23 protein-coding genes are annotated in these 20,996 nt (G+C 51.6%); 3 read left to right on the forward strand and 20 right to left on the reverse strand.

The features are described 5' to 3' along the window. Nucleotides 1-6 precede the first annotated feature (6 nt). From ACSFXJ_RS22155 to ACSFXJ_RS22210, 12 genes are all read right to left on the reverse strand, one after another. Nucleotides 7-618, reverse strand: a complete 612-nt coding sequence (locus tag ACSFXJ_RS22155) for a putative phage tail protein (RefSeq protein WP_435922502.1) — start codon at nucleotides 616-618, stop codon at nucleotides 7-9. After that, nucleotides 611-1,669 (reverse strand): baseplate J/gp47 family protein, encoded by a 1,059-nt coding sequence (locus ACSFXJ_RS22160; RefSeq protein WP_435922503.1) that lies wholly within the window; start codon nucleotides 1,667-1,669, stop codon nucleotides 611-613. The genes ACSFXJ_RS22155 and ACSFXJ_RS22160 overlap by 8 nt, the downstream gene beginning before the upstream one ends. Nucleotide 1,670: 1 nt before the next feature. Continuing rightward, nucleotides 1,671-2,084: a DUF2634 domain-containing protein gene (locus ACSFXJ_RS22165; RefSeq protein ID WP_435922504.1), complete on the reverse strand. Its 414-nt coding sequence runs from the start codon at nucleotides 2,082-2,084 to the stop codon at nucleotides 1,671-1,673. Continuing rightward, on the reverse strand, nucleotides 2,084-2,539 hold the full coding sequence (locus ACSFXJ_RS22170; RefSeq protein ID WP_435922505.1) for a DUF2577 family protein: 456 nt from the start codon (nucleotides 2,537-2,539) through the stop codon (nucleotides 2,084-2,086). The genes ACSFXJ_RS22165 and ACSFXJ_RS22170 overlap by 1 nt, the downstream gene beginning before the upstream one ends. After that, complete coding sequence (locus tag ACSFXJ_RS22175) at nucleotides 2,539-3,552, reverse strand: XkdQ/YqbQ family protein (RefSeq protein WP_435922506.1); 1,014 nt, start codon at nucleotides 3,550-3,552, stop codon at nucleotides 2,539-2,541. Before ACSFXJ_RS22175 ends, ACSFXJ_RS22170 begins: the two co-directional genes overlap by 1 nt. Next, nucleotides 3,549-4,211 carry a LysM peptidoglycan-binding domain-containing protein gene (locus ACSFXJ_RS22180; protein WP_435922507.1) on the reverse strand — a complete coding sequence of 221 codons (663 nt, stop codon included), beginning with the start codon at nucleotides 4,209-4,211 and terminating at the stop codon, nucleotides 3,549-3,551. The genes ACSFXJ_RS22175 and ACSFXJ_RS22180 overlap by 4 nt, the downstream gene beginning before the upstream one ends. Continuing rightward, nucleotides 4,211-6,211 (reverse strand): phage tail tape measure protein, encoded by a 2,001-nt coding sequence (locus tag ACSFXJ_RS22185; protein ID WP_435922508.1) that lies wholly within the window; start codon nucleotides 6,209-6,211, stop codon nucleotides 4,211-4,213. The genes ACSFXJ_RS22180 and ACSFXJ_RS22185 overlap by 1 nt, the downstream gene beginning before the upstream one ends. 38 nt (nucleotides 6,212-6,249) lie before the next feature. Further along, on the reverse strand, nucleotides 6,250-6,411 hold the full coding sequence (locus ACSFXJ_RS22190) for a hypothetical protein (RefSeq protein WP_435922509.1): 162 nt from the start codon (nucleotides 6,409-6,411) through the stop codon (nucleotides 6,250-6,252). A 26-nt stretch (nucleotides 6,412-6,437) separates the two neighbouring features. Further along, nucleotides 6,438-6,836, reverse strand: coding sequence for a phage tail assembly chaperone (locus tag ACSFXJ_RS22195; protein WP_435922510.1), 399 nt, complete (start codon nucleotides 6,834-6,836; stop codon nucleotides 6,438-6,440). A 126-nt stretch (nucleotides 6,837-6,962) separates the two neighbouring features. Continuing rightward, on the reverse strand, nucleotides 6,963-7,397 hold the full coding sequence (locus ACSFXJ_RS22200) for a phage tail tube protein (RefSeq protein ID WP_435922511.1): 435 nt from the start codon (nucleotides 7,395-7,397) through the stop codon (nucleotides 6,963-6,965). A 38-nt stretch (nucleotides 7,398-7,435) separates the two neighbouring features. Beyond that, nucleotides 7,436-8,500 (reverse strand): phage tail sheath subtilisin-like domain-containing protein, encoded by a 1,065-nt coding sequence (locus tag ACSFXJ_RS22205; RefSeq protein ID WP_435922512.1) that lies wholly within the window; start codon nucleotides 8,498-8,500, stop codon nucleotides 7,436-7,438. A gap of 16 nt (nucleotides 8,501-8,516) precedes the next feature. Continuing rightward, nucleotides 8,517-8,972 (reverse strand): hypothetical protein, encoded by a 456-nt coding sequence (locus tag ACSFXJ_RS22210; RefSeq protein WP_435922513.1) that lies wholly within the window; start codon nucleotides 8,970-8,972, stop codon nucleotides 8,517-8,519. A gap of 274 nt (nucleotides 8,973-9,246) precedes the next feature. Between ACSFXJ_RS22210 and ACSFXJ_RS22215 the strand changes: the two genes are divergently transcribed. Beyond that, the gene (locus tag ACSFXJ_RS22215) at nucleotides 9,247-9,834 is read left to right on the forward strand and encodes a response regulator (RefSeq protein ID WP_435922514.1); all 588 of its coding nucleotides are present in this window, start codon (nucleotides 9,247-9,249) and stop codon (nucleotides 9,832-9,834) included. Here ACSFXJ_RS22215 and ACSFXJ_RS22220 read toward each other — a convergent pair. The 5 genes from ACSFXJ_RS22220 to ACSFXJ_RS22240 all read right to left on the reverse strand — a co-directional run bounded on the left by ACSFXJ_RS22220 (nucleotide 9,821) and on the right by ACSFXJ_RS22240 (nucleotide 15,808). Next, the gene (locus ACSFXJ_RS22220; protein ID WP_435922515.1) at nucleotides 9,821-11,299 is read right to left on the reverse strand and encodes a sensor histidine kinase; all 1,479 of its coding nucleotides are present in this window, start codon (nucleotides 11,297-11,299) and stop codon (nucleotides 9,821-9,823) included. The genes ACSFXJ_RS22215 and ACSFXJ_RS22220 overlap by 14 nt on opposite strands. Nucleotides 11,300-11,413: 114 nt before the next feature. Further along, the gene (locus ACSFXJ_RS22225; protein ID WP_435922516.1) at nucleotides 11,414-12,703 is read right to left on the reverse strand and encodes an MFS transporter; all 1,290 of its coding nucleotides are present in this window, start codon (nucleotides 12,701-12,703) and stop codon (nucleotides 11,414-11,416) included. 71 nt (nucleotides 12,704-12,774) lie between these two features. Continuing rightward, nucleotides 12,775-13,932 carry a winged helix-turn-helix domain-containing protein gene (locus ACSFXJ_RS22230; protein WP_435922517.1) on the reverse strand — a complete coding sequence of 386 codons (1,158 nt, stop codon included), beginning with the start codon at nucleotides 13,930-13,932 and terminating at the stop codon, nucleotides 12,775-12,777. 87 nt (nucleotides 13,933-14,019) lie between these two features. Beyond that, nucleotides 14,020-14,748: a ThuA domain-containing protein gene (locus ACSFXJ_RS22235; protein ID WP_435922518.1), complete on the reverse strand. Its 729-nt coding sequence runs from the start codon at nucleotides 14,746-14,748 to the stop codon at nucleotides 14,020-14,022. After that, entirely contained in the window at nucleotides 14,741-15,808 is a 1,068-nt protein-coding gene (locus ACSFXJ_RS22240) for a Gfo/Idh/MocA family protein (protein WP_435922519.1), read from the reverse strand. The genes ACSFXJ_RS22235 and ACSFXJ_RS22240 overlap by 8 nt, the downstream gene beginning before the upstream one ends. 133 nt (nucleotides 15,809-15,941) lie before the next feature. Here ACSFXJ_RS22240 and ACSFXJ_RS22245 point away from each other — a divergent pair, with 133 nt between their 5' ends. Further along, entirely contained in the window at nucleotides 15,942-16,841 is a 900-nt protein-coding gene (locus ACSFXJ_RS22245; RefSeq protein ID WP_435922520.1) for an AraC family transcriptional regulator, read from the forward strand. Nucleotides 16,842-16,932: 91 nt separating this feature from the next. On the opposite strand, the gene ACSFXJ_RS22250 is transcribed toward ACSFXJ_RS22245, so the two are convergent. Together ACSFXJ_RS22250 and ACSFXJ_RS22255 are read right to left on the reverse strand one after the other, a co-directional pair. Then, the gene (locus ACSFXJ_RS22250; protein WP_435922521.1) at nucleotides 16,933-18,141 is read right to left on the reverse strand and encodes an MFS transporter; all 1,209 of its coding nucleotides are present in this window, start codon (nucleotides 18,139-18,141) and stop codon (nucleotides 16,933-16,935) included. Between the two features lie 136 nt (nucleotides 18,142-18,277). Further along, nucleotides 18,278-18,871, reverse strand: coding sequence for a TetR/AcrR family transcriptional regulator (locus tag ACSFXJ_RS22255; protein WP_435922522.1), 594 nt, complete (start codon nucleotides 18,869-18,871; stop codon nucleotides 18,278-18,280). 147 nt (nucleotides 18,872-19,018) lie between these two features. Here ACSFXJ_RS22255 and ACSFXJ_RS22260 point away from each other — a divergent pair, with 147 nt between their 5' ends. Further along, nucleotides 19,019-19,513 (forward strand): Uma2 family endonuclease, encoded by a 495-nt coding sequence (locus ACSFXJ_RS22260; protein ID WP_435922523.1) that lies wholly within the window; start codon nucleotides 19,019-19,021, stop codon nucleotides 19,511-19,513. Nucleotides 19,514-19,624: 111 nt separating this feature from the next. Here ACSFXJ_RS22260 and ACSFXJ_RS22265 read toward each other — a convergent pair. Further along, a protein-coding gene (locus tag ACSFXJ_RS22265; RefSeq protein ID WP_435921350.1) for an IS1182 family transposase occupies nucleotides 19,625-20,985 on the reverse strand; the annotation gives its coding sequence in 2 pieces (ribosomal slippage) (nucleotides 19,625-20,415 and nucleotides 20,415-20,985; 1,362 coding nt in all). Nucleotides 20,986-20,996: the final 11 nt, after the last annotated feature.

The following is a 20,996-nucleotide window of genomic DNA, read 5'->3' on the forward strand; positions in this document are numbered from 1 at the left end:
CTCCTTTCAAAACTTATTCGGCTTCCAAACTTCCAACTGATCCCAGGTCATGTTCAACGCCTCTAGCTCATGCCAGGTCAAATTCACCGAGTCCAGTTCATCCCAAATCAAATACGTGTATCGGAACTCCAGTATCAGGTGTGCCGGGATAATTTCGCGCAGGACCTGCCTCATATCCGGTTCGTTCGGCGGCTTCCCACGCGTGCCGATAAACGTGATCACGACTTTGTACTCCGAAAAGATCTCCTCGACCTTGATCTCCCCGTTCTGATACGAATCCGCCACGTTCTTGATGACCTCAAGGGTTACCGTCCCGGCCCCCCTAAGCTTCGATTTGATGACAGAGCGCCTTTGATCATCAGGCTTGTTCTCTTCCACGGGAATTCCGCAAATGGATTCCCAATAGGCAAGCCCCCAGGTTGCGTATTCCACGAAAAATTGCTTGAGAACGTCTAATATCCGCTGATTGAGGTCAATGAGCTCTTTCGTTTCCAGGGCAATCAGATTGCCGGTAATCCCCGGCTTCCCTTCATTGCCTTGAAGTTCGTAGTATTTGGGCAAATAATCGTTCATATCTTGTTCGATATCGCGTTTCAATTCAAACAAATCGTTAGACAATGAAATCCACCGCCCCGGCGATCGCCACCTGATCTTCCTCGATTTTCAGGTTACCTTCCACCCCGTTGAGCTTCAGTTCCTTAAAATCGTCCACTTTTTCGATGTCCAGCAGCAAACCAAAAATTCGAATATAGGAAACGGTTGTCGTTTTAAAGGCGATGCTGGCTAAAAATTGTTCCAGTTTATCTTTGAATAACGCTCTAATTTCTCCCAAATCGGCTCCGGAAGCCAAGGTTAGGCGTGCCGATACCTTGATCTGGATGGGCTCGGCTCCGAACACCTCAACTTTTGCCCCTACCGGACGACGTTCTTCCACTGCGTCTTGTACTTTTTTGATGATTTCGTCATTCGGCTTCTGTTTGTCTTCGGACAGGATCGACAGTTTGACGGTTCCTCCGCCTTTCCAAGTCGGGAAAACCTTAACATCGCCTACTCCGGCAACCTCAAGCGCCCATTGGCGGTAATGCCAGGCATTTCCGCTCGTCGCCGGTCTTCGGACCCGATCATAATACCTTCCGAGAAGCGACTCGTCGGACTCCGTTTCAGCCCCGTTTTTAAACTCCTCCGGATTGGTTACGGAAACGACCCCGGTTAAATTCCCAAGCATCAGCTTTATTCGACCAGCATCTACATTTCCTCGTACGCCTCCAATGGTCGCTTCAGCCTTCACTTTCGCGGTCCCCTGTTTGATAACACCTTCTTCGCTAGTCACAAAAACAATGTTTTCCTCCTCGTCGGTGGAAACCAAGGTTCCTTTAGGAATGACGGTATCTTCATCCCCTTTAAAAACGACTTCTCCCGCAGCTTTCTCGCTGGGTCTTCGGGTAATCCCCATTTCGGCCGCTCTCAAATCCAAAAATTCGGACGGCTGTTCAGGACCCGCAAATCCAAATTTCAATACATTCTGGAGCGCAATATAAGCATGCGCCAATTCGATGGCGGCGGGAGACAGCAAATCATAGGTAATGGAGCCTTGCCGGGTGTCGATTCCTTCCGGCGATGCATTCCGCATCCGATCCAAAATGGCTTCCTTCGTCTGATTTTCAAACATGCTAAATACTCACCTCCTGCTCAATAGCTCCTTCCGCTGTTATCACTGTAAATGTGACGAACAGCTTATCGCTGTCCCTCTCGATTTGAAACTGCTCGACAGCCTGGATCCGGTCATCCTCTTTAAGCGCTTCGGTAATCACCCGGGTCAGTTCACTGTGCAGCAATTGAGGAGAAATGTCCTGCCCGAGCAAGGTTTCAATTTCACACCCGTACTGGCTGTTATAAATTAAATATCGATACCGGGCGGTTAATATCGCCTTTTGGATGGACTGTTTTATCGCCTCTTGGCCATCGATGATTTTTTCTTTGACCTGTCCCGACTCGAAATCAAACACGTAAGTCCGCGAAGGTAGCGGGACAGGCTTCACCTCCACAAACCGCTCTTCCCTGCTTTGCAGCGGAGACAGTGGCATCAGTACATCACCGCCCGATCCAAAATAATATAGGTTTGCCCTTGGTTGATGCCGACCACGATAACGCGGTCGTCTTTTTTGAGTAGGTCTGTGAATTCTAGCTCGGCCTGTTTAATGGTTTGATCTGCGGAAGCAAGCTTGATGGATGAAAATGACAATTCGTGGGTTTGACCATTTCCGTCTATTGGCAATTCAAAGCCGACGCTAGGGGAAGATGAACTGACTTCCGTGTTCCCTTCGCTCTTCAAATTAATCGTCCTCGTATGCTTCGTCAGCGACTGGGCCACGACCAGATCATCCTTCTCCAGCTCCACATTCATATGATCTACCTTGATTTTTAACTGAGGCGGGGCTGACGTTACTGTGGCCAGTTCAAAGGTTATCTCGGAATTGTACCCGATTGCCCGGATCAGCTGGACCAATTGGCTTGCCCCCGAGCCTTCGATGCGTTCCATTACTTGGCCCCCTTTTCTGCTTTATATTCCATTTTCGGAATGTCGTCCGTCGCGGAAAGGGTCAGAGACATCGTATGACTCCCTTTTTCAAACCGGTGTTCATCGGCGGAAATATAATAGCCGCCAAGAATCCCCGTCACCGTTTCTTTGACATACACGCAGGACCCGGAAACGACATCCGGGATGCCGAGACATTCGATCCGGGCCTGATCGTCAATGGTAGCCAAATCTTTGAGCAACTGCTTCGCCCGTTGCTCCATTTGGGATTTGGTCATATCCTTTTCCGGCTTTTCCAAATGCTGCATCACGCCGAACCGCTTAATTAGTTCCCCGTCTTTGGCAGTGGCCGAAAGCTCCTTTTTCTTCGAGTCTCCGCCGATCACTTTGATCTGGGTACGCGTCTCTTCAATGGATTGCGAGTAGCTGGCATCCAGCAAGTTCACTCCATTTTCCAAAACCCATTTCCCTTTCTGCTCTTTTCGTGACAGGAGCTGCAGCTTGCCTTCCTTGGAGGTGATCAAAAAGTACTGGCCGTTTTGCTTCTGAGTTTCGGTCAAAGCCATTACCATCATTTCAAAAAGCGTCTTTTCCCGGAAAACGAGCTTTGGAATGACGTAGCCCGTATCGTGAATTTCTCCGGTTGGTATGGAAAATTCATTGCATAGTCGCTTGATGATCGCGGAAGCCGATTGATTGCGGAATATTTTCGTATCCTTGCTTTTCGTCAAATACATATTTTCATCGTAGGCCGTTAAAGTCATTTGTCCTTTGGCGTTAATCTGGTCCGCAAACAAAACGCCACGGAACAACTCCTGCTTCTCGTTCAAAATCAGCCGTAATTCCGCGCCCTTTTCAAACATCATGTACAAATCCCGGAGATCTCCCGTATTGGAGATTTCCACAACGAGCTTTCGTGCCGCCTGTTTGATATCCCCGGACCAATTGACGGATTTTACGATCGGATCCAAAAATACATTTTGCTTCTCATCCTTATACGTAACGCTCCAGCTCATGAAGGGATCACCAGCTTTTGGCCGGGAACGAGCCTATCCGGATTTTTTCCGATGACCTTTTCATTGACCGCATAAATTTCCTTCCACCGGTCGCCGTTGCCCAGTGTGCGCTGTGCGATTTTCCAGAGCGTATCCCTGGGCACAACGATATAAAATGCAGGAGGTTCTTTGGTATCGGGGCGATGTTCGCCTGTGATCACCATCGCTTTCCCCGAACCGGACGTCTCTACCTGCCGGAATTCCACCTGCTTGTATTCCTTGAGTACCAGTTCATAGAACACGTCGCCCGGATTTCCGGCGCGCTCGCTGTACTGAAAAGAACGTATCGTAACCACCAATTCTTCGATCTTGGTTCCCGTGACATTGAAGCGAACCGGCTTCCTGTTGTTCATCCACTTTTCGATCTTCGCCACCGTATCCCACGGATTCAACAGATCCTCATACTCGCAATATCCGGGGTGATAATCCCGCGGAAAAAAAGAATCGAACGAGTATTCCCGCAATACCGCTTCACCGATTACCGTATATTCGCCAAGCTGGGTGACCTGTACGTCCTCATAGCCGTATGAGCTTTTGACCGTAATCTGTTCAGGGTTAACGGGCAATTGCAGCCGTTCCTTTTCGTCCAACGTCTTTAGCCAAAATTGCATCGACGCCATTATGCCATCAATCCTCCCGCCGCCTTGATCTCACGGGCCAACGCTCTGGCGATCGAGTCAATATCGGATTCCTGGCGGACATTAAACGTATTCCCCGTGATCGAAATCGAGGCTCCTCTACCCGCTCCGCTTGAAAACTCCCTGTTTTCACTCGCCGTCATGACGCGCTCGCCTTTATGCAGCCGGGCCATCATGCCGTCGTAAGGAACGTAGTCAAGACCGTGATATTTGCTCGTTGGAGGCCCCCCGTTAGAAGTGGTCTGGCTTGAAATAGCCTCATTCGCGGTAATCGTTGCCTTCATCTCATCGCCAAATCCTAATTTTTCCTTTAATGAATTAAATCCGTTCTTTACAGTATCAAATACCTTCATAATCGAATCCATATGCGTCTTGATCAAATAGGCAACCCCGGCGACAACAAGTCCGAGCACCACAGCGGCAGCAATAATTGGAGCAAAAGGAGCAGCTACGGCCAATGCCGCCGCAGCGGTAGCCCAAAGCGCCGGTCCAAACACGGTAAGCAGAAATGCGGCAACGGTTCCCAGGGAAATCAAAATAATCCCCGCATGCTCGGACAACACCTCGACTACGCTGACCAACGCATCCGCAAGAGGAAGCAAGGCTTCCCCGAGAGGCGCCATGGCGATCGTAATCCTGTTTTGGAGAATGCCCCACTGATCCCCGAAGCTTTGAAGATCTCCCGTTTGGGCTAAAATTCCGTTCTTGGATTGATTCATGGATGCAAGAATTCCGTTAAACTCAACCTTGCCCCCTTGCAATGCCGTTACCAAGTCACCGGTAAATTTATCTCCAAAAAACTCGGTGGCATAAGCGGCTGCCATTGTGGCGTCATTCGCATTCCTAATGTTTCCGGCAATTTCCGCCAACCCGCCAGCCGGAGCCAATTTTTTCAATGCGTCACCGGCTTCGCCTGCCTTTTTCCATTTAGCCATTAGATCGCCAATTGGGTTGGCACCCTCTTTTTGCCATTTTGTGAGTAAAACGAGGGACTGATCAAAACCTAAGCCCATTTCTTTCAACGGTTCGCCGAACTCGGCCATTTGCTTCATCAAATCGCCCATATTCACTTTTCCCGCTTGGCTAGCCGTAAAAAATTGCTCCAGCATGGCCTCTCCTTCTTTTGCCGAGAGTCCCCATGCGGACAGTGATTTGGCCGCAGACTCTGCAGCGGCGGCACTATCCGATCCCGTCAGCCTGGAAGCGTCCAGGAGCCGTTTAGTTAAACCTTCGAGTTCCTTTCCCGTGAGAGATGTCTCGCGATTCAGAATCCCCATCGTCTTTGCCACTACATCCAAACTATCCGGAACTTGGCCACCTACAGTCCTAAAGGATTGTGTAAGTTTACCCATATCCGCCTGGGTGGCCCCGGATGAGGAACGAAGAACTCCATAAGCGGAGCTGAACGTTTTGGCCGCCGTCAAAGATTGGTTGGTGAGAGCGACTAAAGCATTACCTGCCGTAGAGGCTATCGCCGATAACCGTTCTTTTCCCTCGTCCGATAGTTCGATCGGTTTATTTCCCGCGATATTCTGCAATTTTTTTATCCCATTTTTCCAAGGACTTTTTGCAACAGCCACCCCTGCAGAAGCCCCGCTTCTGATCTTGGTTCCAAGTGCCAAAGCTCCTTTTCCGATCTTCGTATTTGCTGCGGCGCTAGCCCCGTCACCGACCATTTTTCCTACTGCTGAGGCAGCGTCTTTCCCGCTCTTAACCATTTCCGTTGCTGCCTTGGACATTCGTTTGGATACAACCGACGCCGCAGCCCCGGCCCTCATTTGCATCGATATGAACCACTTGCTCATTCTTTCCGCGGCGCTCTCGGATTCCTGTATACTCTTGCCCATCGTGGCCAAGCTATTGACCCGTTCGATCTGCGCCGTCGTTTTATGCAGTTGATTCATCAATTTGTTCAACCTGTTGACATCATTGATCGTTTCTTTAGAAATATCGATTAAACCCCCGTTGTCCGATGAGCTCAACCCGTTCACCTCCTTGCCGGATCGCCCGGCTTACGGCCTCAACCTTTCAACCTGCGGGCGGCCCGCTCCTGTTCCTTGCGCACCTTCTCCTCTTCTTCCAGCTGCAGCATCATGGAGGCGTACATAAACCGCTTCACGTTTTCGTCCTTGTTGTATATTTCATCCGGAGGTATGTGATGCCGCTGGAAAATCAGGTGCACCAGAAAGGCTTCGCCACCCGCTTTGATCAGTTTTTTATTTCGTCTTCGTCGCTGTCGAAGCCGCTGATTTCCAAAATCTCGGCCGACAGCTTGGCGATTTCCCCGGCAAGCAGCAATCCGAGGATCGCTTCGGTCGGGGTCCCGTATTTCTCGATCAGCTCTTTGGCCGACCAGTCCGGGATCAGGCAAGCTTTTTGGATGACCAACGCGCCGAACTGCTCTTCGTCCATCACCTTTTCGCGTTTTGCGCCTTTTCCCGTGTAATGCGTGCACTGTTCCTGAATTCGGTTAATCGTTTTCCCGTCCAGCGCCTGAATTTGAAAATCAACGCCCAACCGTTTCATCGGAATGTCCTTCGTCGGTTTGCTGTCCGCGCTCAAGAGCGCTTGAAGCACGCTGCTTTGTCTGTTTTCCGTAATTGCCATCGGATTCATCTCCTTAATGATCGTTTTCACTATTTTTGAAAAAAGAAAGGGCTGAACCCGGATCGGCCGAATATGTTTATCGGGCCGTTTCGTGCCGGGCTCACGCCTGGTCGGATATGTCCGGAATTACTCGGCGACGAGTTTATCCATCAGTTCATACCCGGTAAAGTTAAACGGAAGCTCCTCTTCCACGATCGAGCCGACCTCGAAGTGCATCAGCGGAATTTTATCGAATGTCACGCCTTTCAGGCGCACGCGGTAAGCTCCGTAGGATTCGGGATCCTCAAGCTTCAAAATGAGCTCCGTCGTAAACGTTCCGCGGGTGTCGTCGGCGATTTGGCCGATCAACTCGACGAACTCGGAGGTGACTTTGTATCCCGTAATCGTGCCGGAGCCGCTGAGTCCGGTCACTTTATGAGCCGTCCAGCGCGTTCCGGACCGTTTGATTTCCTCTTTCGTAATTTCCACGTTGGCTTCCGCCGACTTCACGTTTGTCAGCCATCTGCCGTCGTAATAGACATATCCGTATGTCCCGTTGATAACGCGGGTTGAATCCAGCATTTAAATCCCTCCTGAAAAATTGAATAGTAAATAACGAACTACACTCTGATCGTGAGGAAAATCCGCTCCATGCTGTCGATTTCCGTGAAAGCGATCAGTAAGTAAACCCGGTCCCCTTCCGATTTCTGGTCCGGATCCAATGTAACGACAATATCCGATAAAACATTGTTCAACTGCAGCCGCTCCAGGTAAGCTTTCACTGCGGAGATCAAGGCCGCTTGCCCGTCGGCGTTGTTATCGAGCTTTCCGATGTAGGAATCGGCGGCCGCTTTGGCAATATCCGTAGAGATGGCTTGACGCGCCCGCATCGCCCGGATTTTTTTCCCGCTTGTTACAAGCCCTTGTTCGACTTTAACCTTTTCGCCGTCATGCACAAGCACCAGCGAGCCTTTTCCCAGAGCAGTGTTGATTTCGGTGTTCCGCAGCCGCTTGGTCACATCCCCGGCGTAAACCTGCGTGTAAGTAATCGATTTATTGATTCCGGTTCCCGCAATCAGTCCGGCAACATAAGGCGCAAAGCCCGCCGAGCTGTAAGTAGTTCCATCCACCTCCACGCCCGTGATCAGGTTAACGACATAGTCATCCTTGATGTTCACGCTGCGCGTATTCCCCGTATCCGGGTTCTGATCGTCCGTCGCTGAACCCCCGAACACGGTAATAAAGTGTTTGCCTTCGTCGTCCCGATTGTCCGCGCACCATTTGGAAGTCGCCTTTTGTTCTGCCGCCGGAATCTCGCCCGGGAACACAAAAACATTAAAGTGACGGGAGCTGAACGCATCCCGAATCCCCGTATAATCCACGGTTGCCTCTTTGCCTTCTACCGGCACCGGGGCGGGAACCGTGTATACGAGCACTTCCTTCGCGCCACCAAGCAGAATCAAGCGGATCGGATCGATATTTGCCTCTCCGAACAAATCGACGGCTTCCTTCACTTTCTCAATCGTAAAAAACTTTTTGGCGTCGGCCGCATTTTTGTATGTCAGCAGCGGCAAGGCCACCGTTCCGCGAGCGCCGCCTTTGATTTGCGCCGCCGCGGCTTCTTCAAACCGAATGTACAGCCCCGGACGAACCGGCAAGCTGACCGAATCCCATGTTCCACCCATTTGTTCATGCCACCTTTCAATTTATGGTTGTTCGTATTTCCACCTTGTTGATCTTTTCGTACAGCGGAAGGGCTACGGCTTCCCGGGCATGGACAAGCACGCTGCCCGTGCATTTGAACAATCCGCTCTCGAGCTTCTCCGGAGAGGCGATCGTGAACGAATCCGCCCGCATCGCGCCTAACGCACTTGATCCCGTATCCCCCGCTTCCGGCCTTTCGTTCATGATGTACCGGCTAAGGGCTTCCAACGTAAGGACCGCTCCTTCCGCCTGTTCCGCATGGTAGGCGACCGCATACTGTCTTTCCGCAAACGTATGCGTGCGTGAATCGCTTCTGCGCGTCTCCTGCCGGAACTCGATCACGAAATCCCCGGCTCCGGGAACCGCAGGACTTTGAAAGCGGTGAATCGCCGCTCCGGAAAACCTCGCCGCAATCAGCTCCGCCAATCCGCCGACTTCCTCGGCAATAGACATAAAAATCACTCCTTATAGGCTGACCGACAAACTGCATTACCGAAATTCAAGCTGTTTGAAATCCAATCCCTCGCTTCCGCCGCTCTTATTCAGCCGTAAAGATTCGGCTGCATTTCGGATTATAGGCCGGGCCGAAAACGCCGAACAGGATGAACTTTCTTCACCTGGGGGTGAAAGTCGTTCATCCTACCATTTTGTCGGATTCATTGATATACTAGGATTAATTGTAAGCATCTGTAATGAACATGTTGTAATATCATGGGGGTTATTATAGATGGAGCAGATTCGGGTCATGCTTGTGGAGGACGATCCCTTCTGGCGGGATCATATCAGTGCGGATTTATCGGATGAGTCCGATATTGTGGTGGCCGGCGTTGCCGCGACCAAGGAAGAAGCGGTCGAGATTGCTTTGCAACGCGATCTCGACGTGATTTTGATGGATATTAACCTGACGGGGAACAATCTGGACGGACTCGACGCCGCCGAGCAAATTCTCCGCCAGGAGCGCAGCCGGTCCGTAAAGATCATCATGCTGACCTCTTTGACGGAAACCGAAATCATCATGAAGTCGTTCCGTCTCGGTGCCATGAACTATATCAACAAGTCTAGTTACCAGGATATATTGCATGCGATTCGCGAGGCGCACAGCGGACGGGCTTCGATTCACCCGGATGCGGCCAAAGCCATGCGGAACGAAGTTCAGCTCATGGAATTGTCCCCGACCGAGCGGGAGGTATTCGAGCTGCGCAAGGACGGGCTGAGCAAACGCGAAATCTCCGAACGTTTGCACAAGTCGACCAACACGATCAAAACCCAGCTGCGCAGCATCAAGAACAAGCTGACAAACTTCAAGATGGATTAAGAGGATCCAGCCGGCGCTGCTCCCTCGACAGCTTTAGACTTTGCACGGGAGACGCCGGCTTGAATTTGCTTTTAGGAAAATGCAGCATAATCGTCGTTCCTTGTCCGGGAACGCTCTCCGGTACGGACAGTCTTCCCCCGTGCTTGGACATCACGCTGCTGCAGTAAGAGAGTCCCAAGCCGTAGTTTAACGCATTTTTCTTCGTCGTAAAGAACGGCTCGAAAATCTTGCTCAAATGCTCCGGTGGAATGCCCGAGCCGTTGTCCCTGACTTCAATCCGGAATTCGCGCCGGGTCGCCGACGTGTGCAGCTCCACGTATCCCCCGTCTCCGTCTTCGGGCTTCATCGCGTCGACCGCATTGCGGATCAGATTGGAAAGCGTTTCCCTGATATGCACCGCATCGCAAATGAGTTTCCCCTCCGCCCCGTAGGACACGAACAGGGAGACCGCCCTTTCTTCCGTCAGCGTCCTCGCGAATACGGCGACCGACTCCACGAGCTCGCGAACGTCGATTTCGCCTTCGTCCAGCACCACATCCTCGGCCTTGTCCTTAATCCGGTTCACCATATGCAGCAGATGGGCCGTCAGCCCATGCACCTGCCCGATCGTTTGCACCGCTCTTTCCGTCTGTCCCGACGATAACAGGGTTCGGCTCTTTTCCGCCAGATAATCGATCTTCTGAATTTCGTTTTTGATGGAATGATTCAGGATGGACACCCCCATCGTCAGCGTCCGAATGGAATGATCGATCCGTTCGCGTTCGATCCGCAGCTTGATGCCGAGAAACCCGTAGCGGATCGTAAATAGAAGCACGACCGCCACCGTGCCCAGAATGACGATAAAGTTGGCGTGCCACATCCCGTTGCTTCTCAGGTCGAACGACCACCGGCCAAGCTCCAGATAATCGAAGCCCACATAATCGGACATAAAGGCCCATACCATCACAAGGGGGAACAATAGCGTTCTCCGCTGAGTCCGCCTGCCCAGTCCGTTCCGTTCTCCGAAATAAGCCAGCAAATAAAAAAAGCACCCGATCGCGATATATATCCCATCCCACCAGCGAAATTCGCTCATCCTGAATATATTCCACGGCCCGTGCATCAAATGACCGGCCAACAGCGCCGCCATGCCCGGAACAAGCGCTGCCGACCAGATCCATTTCCAGCGGTAGGACATCCTCTCGTTCAGCCACAACCCGCCCATACTGAAGACAAAGGGAAGGATAAAATAATAGATGTTCATCCCCACGACCGTCGAATAATAAAGCGCTTGGCTCAGAATCTCGGGCATCCAGGCATCGCCGATCACCGGTATGATCGACAGGTGCATGCTGAACGCATAGCTGGCCGAGCCTCCAAGCAGGATGGTCAAGCCGATCCAAATGTTCGACCTCGTTCTGTGAAATAAGATGAACAGCCCGAGCGACCACATCGACAGAAACATTAGAATATAAATAATCCGCACTTTGCTTGCTCCTTTAAAACGGATTCCGATTTATTTTCTAATAATTCCCTGTAGGTTTCCTAAATTCCTGCTTGTAAATGCCAAATATATCACTATTCTCCGAAACCTTCCTATTTACCCCATCGATACCGTTTTGGAGGCGGCAGCTTCCATTTGGTTGCGAGCGGGCCACAGTTTCCCCCGAAGAAGTATGCCTGCCAGCCCGATCGCCGTCATCGCCAGCCCGATCCAGAGAAAGGCCGTTCCGACGGAAACCGCCCGGATTAACAAACCTCCGGCCAGCGGTGCCAAAACCATCACAAGGCCGGATACCGTGTTTTGAATACCGAATACCCTTCCTACAACGTCCGGGGATGTCTCTTTTTGAAGAACATAGTTCTGGGTAAGCATGTAGATCCCGTTGCCGATGCCGATCAGTAGCCCCAATCCCAGGAGCAGCGCCATCGGGCTTCCGGGAGAGCAAGCGCCGAGCAGGGCGATGCCCGCGCCGATCAGGGCGCCCCCTCCGCCGAGGCCCCACCCATACCGGATCCGGCCCAGGCGGTTCAGGAGCAACAACACCAGAACGGAACCACCTCCGATGGCTGCAACCACCTTCCCGGTCAGCGCTTCATCGGCCGGAGACAATGACTTGAATAAGGTCGAAAATTGATAATCGACCATCAGGATCACGGTCAGACCGATAAATCCGAAAACGACGGTATGAAACAGCAGCTTCTCCCGCCACAGAAATACCCAGCCCTCTTTCCACTCGGACCAGAACCTTCCGATTCCGTTCGGCCCTGATTCCTTGCCGGCCCGGGAAGACGTTTCCTTTCGCGGCATCCGCCATAATCCGAGCAGCAGCATCGCCGATAACAGCCGGGTGCCGATGTTGATTAGGATGCAGGCCTGGGGGGATAAGGCCGCGAGCAGGGCGGCGCCCAGCAGCGGCCCTGCTATTTTGGAGCCTTGTCCTACCAGCCCGTTGTACGAAGTCGCCGAGAGCAGCAGATCCGCCGGGACGATGCGGCGGGTCAGCGCCTGCTGGGCCGGGACGTGGAACACGCCGGCCATGGCCCGGAGGCCGAGCAGCGGAAGCAGCCAGTACATATCCGGAGCAAACAATATGGCCGCGGATAAGGCGGCGGTCAGCACATCGCAGACCGCCATAAGCTTCGCCTGCTGGACCCGGTCCGCAACCGTGCCCGCAAACGAACCGAACAATACGGAAGGCAGCGCCATCGCTACCGGAATCAGCGCGACCAAAAACGGGTCCGTCCCCCAGCGGTATACGACCATCACTTGAATCGCCAGCGCGTCGAACCAGTCTCCGAACGATGCCAGCGCATAAGCGGCAAACATGCTGCGGAATCTGCGGATCGACCACAGCTTGGTTTTTGTTTCCTGGGATGTTTTGCTCATAAAAAATTCCTCCAACAATACCGGTTTTCATGAAGCTTAACCGATCATTGTCAGAGGAATATCAGACACGGCTATTGGATTTGTCCCGAGAGAACCCCTTCGATAAATCGCTCCATCTCCGGCAGGTACTCGGATAAACGGTATTCCTTGTCGGCCGCTTCAAACAGGGACGCATATTTGCGGAGCAGCCGGCTTTCCGGTCGGAAACCCCGCAAAAACTGATTGATCTGGTTAATCGCATCCAGATAGAGCGGCATGTGCAGCGACATATCCAGCACTTTCAGCCCTTCATCAAGGTGTTCCTCTGCTTCCCGCTCCCGCCCCTCGATCAGGAGCCGAAGGCCTTTCATGACTTCAAATCTGCCGATTTCCCGCAGGTAGGGTTCCTTCTCGATCAGACGTTCCAGCCTGGCGGAGGTCCGGTCAGCCTCTTCCAGGTTGCCGGCAACCACGTGGGCATACATTTCCATCAAGGCGACGGGCATGACGAAGCCGGTCAATCCGTCCTTTTCCACTACGCGACGTGTGTGGGCAAAACGGCCGATGGCGAGTTCTGGCCTTCCCGCGGCGGCATACACCTCGAGAATATTCAGAATCTCCATCTCCCTGTGCTGTTCCGGGGCCATCAGGCCTTTCCGGAGTGCCGACTCGCAGTATCGGAGCACCCGCTCCGGCTCCGGATCGATTCCGGCGTAGAGCAGGAGTAGCCAGTATAGCCGTTCCCGTGGAGGAACATCGCACGTCTCCACGAACCACCGGATGTCCGCCGTCAAAAACCGGATATAATTTTGGTAAAAGGGGGACATTTCGAAGCCCAAAACTTCATGCTGGGAGGCCAGCGCCATGATGGACTTTCCCTGTCCGAGCAAATGATACTTCTCGAACAGGGACTGCACCGCGGACTGAACCTCTTCATCCCGTACGGACGGATTATCGACGCCTTTGGTCTCGGCCAAAACCAGACTGTAGCCGTACCCCCGGACCGTATTGATCCGGATATGGCTCCAGCGTTGCAGCTTTTTTCGAAGCCGGTAGATATGATCGTCCACGGTCCTCTCCACAGGATACTCCAGCACCCACACCCTATCCAGCAGTTGCTCGCGCGAAAAGGCCTGCCCCCGGTTTTCGTACAGAAACTTCAGCAGGGCGAATTCCTTTGCCAGCAGTTCCATCGATTCCGTACCGCTGGACACCATATATCCCGAGGGGTCGAAAATCAATTGAGCCATACATGTCTTCCTTTCCGAGTCTCACGATGGTCCGAATTTTTTATCTGTCCCTCATTATACTATTTCCGCCCTACTTCCCGGCAAGCATTAACGCACTTCCTCCAGAGGCGCCACCCGCCCATAGGTGACTTTGCCGATCTCGCTTTTCGCCGCCCAGCGCACGCCGTTAGCGATAACCTGAAGCACCTCGGGTTGATGGTAGACGGGGAATGTTTCATGTCCCGGCCGGAAGTAGAAAATATTGCCCTGCCCTCTTTTGTAACAACAGCCGCTGCGGAACACTTCGCCGCCTTCGAACCAGGAGATGAAGATCAATTCGTCCGGGGCCGGGATTTCAAACCGCTCTCCGTACATTTCCTCCTTCGGGATCTCGATGTACTCGCCGAGGCCTCTGGCGATCGGATGTCCGGGCTCGATGATCCAAATTCTTTCCTTCTCGCCGTCGTCGCGCCATTTGAGCGCACCGGTGTCCGTGCCCATCAGGGCCCTGAATATTTTTGAAGCATGCCCCGAGTGGAGGACGATCAGCCCCATTCCGGCCAACACCCGCTGACGTACTTTTTCCACGATTTCGTCGCTAACCTCGTCGTGAGCCAGGTGGCCCCACCAGATCAGGACATCGGTCCGCGAGAGCACTTCTTCGGTCAGCCCGTGTTCCGGCTCGTCAAGCACCGCGGTTCCGGCTTCCATTCCGTCCTGGCCGTTCAGATAGTTCGCAATGGCCTGATGAATGCCCTCCGGATAAATCCCCTTCACTTGTTCGTTATGTTTTTCATGCCGGTATTCGTTCCATACCGTGACGTTAATGTTAGACATGATGTAAAACCTCCTGTTTGATATGAATCCATCGTTGCTCCGTAAATGATTCGATAATGGAGTCGAGGGTGTACTGATTCATGTAGCCGTCTTCCATATCGGCATCGCACCCGTCCCCTTTTCCTTGAACAAGGTTGATAAAGGACTGCATTTGGTCGGTTTGAAAGGCTTCCGGAATATCCGCTTTGCGGAACCCTTGGTCTCCTTCATCGGAAAACCGGACGTATAGCGTATCTTCCTGTTCGAGATTATAAACCAGCGCCCCGCGGGTGCCGTAAATCTCCAACTGTTGGTAATTCCCCCGGCCATAAGCGAATCTGGATATGGACATGGCTCCCGAGACGCCTCCCCGGAGACGGAACAACACATGGCAGAAGTCGTCGACATCCACCTCGCCCTTCCCTTCCCCGGAAATGAGATCGCGTTCCTTGATGATCGTATCCGCGTCGGCAATCACGCGTTCCGCATCGCCGACGAGAAAGCGCTGAAGATCGAGAATATGCGAGCCCAAGTCGCCCAGCGCGCCAGAACCCGACAACTCCTTGCTGAATCTCCACACGAGCGGGATGCTCTCGTCCAGCCCCCAGCTTTGCAGATATTGGCTGTAGACATGCTTAATATCGCCCAATTTCCCTTGGTCAATCAGCCATTTCGCATATCTTACCGCCGCTTTGTAACGGTAGCTGAAGCAAACCATATGCGGCAGCGGATCGTTCGCCAGCATCTCCCGGAGTATGCCCGCTTCCCGCGTATCCAACGACACCGGTTTTTCCAAGGCAAACGGCTTCCGGCTCTTGATCGCTTCGCAGGCGATCGCATAATGATTGTGATTCGGCGTACCGATGGTGACCGCGTCGAGTTCGGGGTCCGCCAGCATTTCCTCCACGCTCAAAAACCTTCTCGTTTCCGGAATGCCGAGCTCTTCGCCCCTTCTTGCCAACGCTTCTTCATTGCAATCGCAAATCGACCATACGTCGGCATCCTTGCTGTTCAATATGCCTCCAATATGCATGTTCGCGATCCCGCCCAAACCGATGACGCCGATTTTCTGCTTCCCCATTCTATCGCCCCATCCCTTATGAAATCGTTTGAATACAACCTCAGTATAGAGTGTGATAGAATGGACGAAAATGGCGGAAAGATACTCTTTTTGTACAAAAACGACTTTTAAAAAACGGTCTGGGAGGATGAACATGCTTGCCATCAATGTGGAAGTGATGCCGAAGATCAAATTGATGGGGTTCGTTTCTTATAAGCAGCCTTGGATTCACTTTAAGAGAACGACGCACGAATGCGTGCTGTATTTCATTAAAAGCGGCGAGCTTCATATGCGGGAAAACGGTGTCGACTATATTCTGAAAAAAGGGGACCTCCTTGTCCTGGAGCCCAATTTGGAGCACGAAGGCATAGAGAAACACATTTGCGACTATTACTATATTCATTTTGAACATTCGGATATGAAACCGGTGGAGGTGGAAAATATCCTCTCCTTAGCCAGGCATGTCATACTGGAAGAAGAAGCCCCGCAGGCCGGTCAGGACAATCCGATCTGTCATTTTCCCAAAACTTACTCTTTGTCTAAAAAAGACCAGTCGTCTTCTTTTGTTGCGATGAACGAGATGCTCGGACTGTATCGGCGCAAGTATTTCAACCGCGGCTTAACCGCCCTGAAATTCACCGAGTGGCTGATCGAGGTATCCAGGGAGCATTTTATCGATGCGCTTCAATCGTTCGAGGGCGGCAATACCAAATCGTTTATTAAAGTCCATGCCCTGCTCGACTATATCCATGAGCATTATACCGAAAAAATCACCAGCACGGTCATCGAGCAGGAATTCGATTGCAACTATGACTACATCAACCGGATTTTCACCAAATGGACCGGACGGAGCATCATGCGTTATGTAAACCGGATCCGGATAGACCATGCGAAGGAATTGATCGAGGCGACCCATTTAAGCTTTCACGAAATCGGCTATTTGTCCGGGCTGGAGGATCCTTATTATTTCAGCAAGGTGTTTAAGAAGTATGAGGGGATCTCGCCCAGTCAATATTACAAAAAAATGCGGGAGCGTGGAAATTCCGGACAGTAGCTCCGATGGTACTCGGAACACGCCCTTGTTTCCCGCTTCCGCAACAGTTGAGGGTTCATGAATGGTCCTTACATTATATTAGCCCTTGCTATTACCGGGCATCTTGCTGCACGACGCCACCCTGTTCCGTTTTGGTTCTGACGGCAAGCACAAAACAAAGGAACAAGACAATGGCTGCCGCAATGTACGGATAATTGACGTCGAAATCAAACAAAAATCCCGCAACCACCGGACCGGCGATATTTCCCAAACTTGTGTACGCCGAGTTCAGCCCCGCGACATACCCCTGCTGTTCGCCCGCCATCTTGGATAACTGCGTGCCCACGGCCGGCCGCAAAATATCGATCGACAAAAATACGATAAAGGTAACGGCAACGATCAGCCAGTAGTGGGAGACGAATAACGTCAGCGCCACGAACAATGCGGACATCAGCAAACAGAACGAGATGACCCGCTTCTCGCCGAACCGGTTCAAAATCCACCCGAATACCGTGACCTGCACCACGGCGCCGGAAATCGAGCCGAACGTAATGATAAACGCGATATCCTTAGGCGTAAAGCCGAATTTATGGTCCACGAACAATCCGAAAACCGTTTCGTAATTGGCCAGTCCAAAAGCGAGGACAAATACGATAATCAAGTTCAAAAAGTAGGGTTCGCGGCCGGAATTCAGCAATTGGGTGAACAGACTCTGTTTCTGGGCAGGATTCGTCCGGGTTTCCGCCCGTTGTTTTTCTGTCCGCGACTCCGGTAAAACAAGCAGCGTAATGACAGCCGCGATCGCTCCGGCCACCGCCGCGGAGTAGAAAGGAACGCGAATGCCGAACTCCGCAATGTAACCGCCGATTCCCGGTCCGATAATAAAGCCTGTGGTAATGGCTGCATTGATAAAGCCCATTCCTTTGGCTCTTTCCTCATCCGTGGTCACGTCCGCGGCATATGCCATAACGGCAGGCATAATGAGCGCGGCGCCGATCCCCCCCAACATTCTCGCCGCGAAGAGCAGCACGGGAGCACTGACCGCCCCGAAAAGCCATTCGGAAACGGCGAACACAACCATGCCGGCAACAATGATTTTTTTCCGCCCCAAAGAGTCCGACAGCCTCCCTGTAAACGGAGAGAACAACAACTGGGTCAACGAGAAAGCGGCGACGAGCAGTCCGACGATGCTCCCGTTGATATGAAGCTCGTTCATATAAGTCGGCATGATCGGGACCACGAGGCCGATTCCCGTGAAAACGAGAAAAATATTCAACATGAGAAGGAGCATGGCTCCCCTGTTTCTTAATAATAGCGACATACAATTTCCTCCTGCACCTGCACGCTGATGACATCAGCCCAATGAAGTAAAATTTTTGTTGTTATACTGAACGTTCGTTTTGTATTATGGCAAAAAAGCGGTCATGGTCCAAAAAACGAAAATCGGCCTTTCTAGTTCAGGCCTTGGCTACCCCGTACAAGAACACCTTCATGGCCTGCTTATAAAGCTCGAGCGCCGAATCCGGATTTCTCTTGCGGGCCATCTGACTAAGGCCCATCAATAAGCTTTCCAAAACAACGGCATGCTCCTCCGAACTCCCCGGCTTGAATTCACCGCTATCGATCCCTTGCTGTATCAACCGCTGATTCCACCGGAGATGTCTCTCGACCATTTCGGCCACGCGCTCCTCAACCTCCGTATTTTGCTCCTCGCTCTTGAAAAACTCATCCGCGGCTTTCGTAAGAGGGTGGTTCAGATCGTCATGCACGAGCAATTCGGCAACACCGTACAGTTTGTCGATCGTCGTATTATATAACGGTTCCTTCTGCCGCCATTTTTCTTCCCATTCCCGATCCCACTCATCAAGCAAGTAGAGAAAAAGCCCTTCCTTACTTTTAAAATGATAATAGAGATTCCCCTTGCTGCTGCCCGTGGCGGAGACAATGTCTTCGATTGAGGTGGCTTTGTAGCCCTTTTGACCAAACAACATTCTTGCGGCTTCCACAATCCGCTTTTTGGTCTGCTCGCTTTGCTGCTGTTTTTTATTCACGCCGCTTCCGCTCCATTTCAAATTCATCATTCGAATTTTGTATACTGAACGTTCGTTCTGTAATTCTAGCAAATGACACAGTTAAAAACAACCCTTTTCTTATTGTTTCCCCGAACAAACGTTTGTTATAATTTAACATAGTATGAATTGGCCGATGGCGTGCTGGAGCTGATGACACCGGCGCCGACGCCGAAGCATCAGTTGATTAGTAACCAGCTTCAAACCATAATTACGAACAGTTGTCAGCAGAAATATATTATATTTGCTTCCCCGATCGACCTGATCCTATCCAACAAGGAAGTTCGCCAGCCCGATCTCGTTATGGTTCACCGCAACAACATCGAAATCATTACTTCGCGCGGCATCGAAGGCGTTCCCGACCTGGTTGCGGAAATTTTGTCGCCCCACTCCATTAAACGGGACAAGCAGAGCAAACTTAAAGTATACGCCGCCTACGGCATTCCGGAATACTGGATCGTCGATCCTCCCCACGAAGCGTTGGAACAATACGTCCTCATGGACGGCCGTTATGAGCTTTTACACGTATTCGACCGGGAAGAAACCGTTCATTCGGACCGGCTCCCTTGCGTTTCTTTTACTATGGGACAAATAGGAGATGCGGCGGCCGGGATTCCCGGATAAAGAAAAACCGGAGGCTAGCGCCTCCGCAGATTGTCGAGAAACCCACGTCTTTGAGACGGTGGGTTTCTCTTTTTTATTTGCAGTGTACTCTCAAGGTTTATAAAGAGGGGATCATCCCCACTTTTCCAGGCGATCCAGATGGATCGCCATCTTCTTCATGTTCTGCACAGCGGCCGTCATCAAAGCTTGTTCTTTGACGTTAGCCAATCCGCGTAAACGGCAATAGCGAAACCCATGGAGCTCTTTGGCATCCGCGAAGCTTCGCTCAATCGTTTCTTTTCGTTTGCGGTACAACTGTTTGCCGTCACGGCTCAGCCGGTTGTTTCGTACCCACTCTTTGCTGTCCTCCCATACGTGACGGGTCAACACCTTTCGGTGGTTACGGGAATGAGTGCATTGCGCAAGCATAGGACATTGTTTGCAATGCTCCGGGTCCGACGCATACTGTCGGTAACCCTTTCGGTCGGTCGTCCGGTATGTCAGACGGTGCTCTGCTGGACAGATATAAGTGTTGTTTTCGGCGTCGTAAATAAACTTCCACTTCGGAAATAGGCCTTGCTTGGGGTGAAATCTCCGGTGTGCAATCACTGCAAAAATTTTTCGTTCTTGTAAACCACGGCAAATCGGCGTCGTTAAATAACCCGAATCCAGCGCTACAGCTTCTACTCGAAAACCAAAACGTTCTCTCTGACGGTCTAAACGAGATAAATACGGAACCGAATCATGGACATTTCCCGGCGTGATGTGGACATCGGTAATGAGATTGTATTTGAGATCCACCGTCCGGTGGTCGAGATAAAAGAACCCTTCTGGCTTTCCGTCACGAACCATATAGCCGCTCTCTGGATCTGTGGTGCTCACTTTAATTTCCTTGGTTTCACTCACTTCCTCTCGCTCTTTTAGGGCTTTTTTCCATGCGCTTTACGGTCCTCCGTGACGGCTCCATTGAGTTCGTCAATATAGTCCTTGGTGTTTTGCAGAACTTCCTGCTTGGTATATTGGTGCTTGTTGGCGTTGGCTTTCACATGAGTCGAATCGGTGATAAGTACGCGTCCGCCCACCATTTTATGTGAAATGGCTTGGAGAACGATTTCATCAAAGATCTCTTGAAAAATATCCGTATCCTTAAAGCGAGTTCGCCGGTTCCAGCTAATCGTCGAATGGTCTGGGACTTTATCGGTCAGGCCCAGACCCAAAAACCAACGATAAGCCAAATTGGTTTGAACCTCTCGTTCCAACTGGCGTTCGGAGCGAATGCCATAAAAATAGCCGAGAAAAATCATCTTAAACAGGATGACTGGATCAATGGCCGGGCGTCCATTGTCCGCACAATACAGGGGCTGAACCTTTTTTTCAATAAAAGAGAAGTCGATATACTTGTCTACTTTACGCAGCAAGTGATCTTGTGGAACCAGTTCTTCGATCGAAACGAATTCATAGCTTTGTTGTTTTTCCCGATTAGATCTCAGCACCAAAAACACCA

This window comes from Paenibacillus salivarius, from assembly GCF_051307165.1.
In the GTDB taxonomy this organism is placed as follows: domain Bacteria; phylum Bacillota; class Bacilli; order Paenibacillales; family Paenibacillaceae; genus Fontibacillus.